At 69.2% G+C, this 1074-nt stretch carries 2 protein-coding genes; both read left to right on the plus strand.

All coding sequences use genetic code 11. The features are described 5' to 3' along the window. Nucleotides 1-141 precede the first annotated feature (141 nt). Nucleotides 142-333 (plus strand): hypothetical protein, encoded by a 192-nt coding sequence (locus tag ACFWY6_RS45550; RefSeq protein ID WP_384703845.1) that lies wholly within the window; start codon nucleotides 142-144, stop codon nucleotides 331-333. Nucleotides 334-439: 106 nt separating this feature from the next. Then, a complete protein-coding gene (locus tag ACFWY6_RS45555) occupies nucleotides 440-976 on the plus strand; it encodes a hypothetical protein (protein ID WP_384703848.1) in 537 nt (178 codons plus the stop codon). Nucleotides 977-1074: the final 98 nt, after the last annotated feature.

Raw genomic sequence — 1074 nt, forward strand, 5'->3', positions numbered from 1 at the left:
GGGGGTGCTATATTAGAGATTTTTGTGGTGTGTCACCCGCCCCCCCCAACCTCTCTCTCCCCCCAGCGGGGGGCCCCCCCCCGGGGGGCCCGGGCTGCTGCCTTCTCACGACAGCGACAACAGAAGGCTGTGATGAGGACGATGAACGACATCGTGCAGCTGGGAGATCAGGTGGGCCTGATCGGCGATGTCCATGGCAACGCCCGGTTCTTGCACGACGCAGTGGTGACGCCGACGTCGAGAGGCTGCAACTCGTTCGTGCAGCGGGGCGACTTTGGGATGATCTGGCGCGGCATGCGCAGCGAGATCCAATCCGGGCTCTGGAGGCTTTGAACGAGCAGCTCGCCCTGCTGGGCGTGCGCCTGCACGTCGTGTTGGGCAACCACGAGAACTACGACGTAATCGACACGTTGTCGCGCAACGGCTCCGGGTCTTCTGGATGGGACCGCACCTGGCGCTCCTCCCCCGCTCCAGTCTCGTGCGCGCCGACCAGCACTCCGTCGGCCGGCTGGCAGGGGCCGCGAGTATCGACCGGTGCGTGCGGATGCCGGGCCGGACGTGGTGGGAGGCTGAGCTGCCCACGGACGAGCAGGCAGCGGGTCTTCTGGACGCCGGGGCAAGCCCTGATGTGGTGCTCGCCCACGAGGCGCTGGCGGTCCCGGGGTTGATCCAGCGGCTCGGCGACGGCCGTGGCTGGCACCCCGACGACTTGGCGCATGCGCGCGAGGCGCAGCGGGTGCACACCGCGCGGGTGCTCTCGGTGCTCGATCCGGCCCAGGAGACGCTGTGCGCCGCCGGGCGCTACTGCTTCCGGCACTCGGAGCAGGCACTGCTCGATGGGATGCCGGTCCGTCAGGAGATCTTCGACCGGGACGGCTCAGCCGATGCGATGGCCGTGCTCGACCTGGGCGACGACGTTCCGCGCTTCGAGGCGGTAGCGATGGGCCGAGCGTCTCTGCTCCCGCGGCGCGACTGACCTGTCAGCCGCTCAGACGAGGCGCGCGTGTTGGGGGCCCCGCCGGAGCGGGCCTAACCCTGCGACAGGACACCCCCCCATTTTGTGTGGGCGTAGAG

Origin of the sequence: Streptomyces sp. NPDC059037, from assembly GCF_042740015.1 — a bacterium.
Taxonomy (GTDB): Bacteria; Actinomycetota; Actinomycetes; order Streptomycetales; family Streptomycetaceae; genus Streptomyces.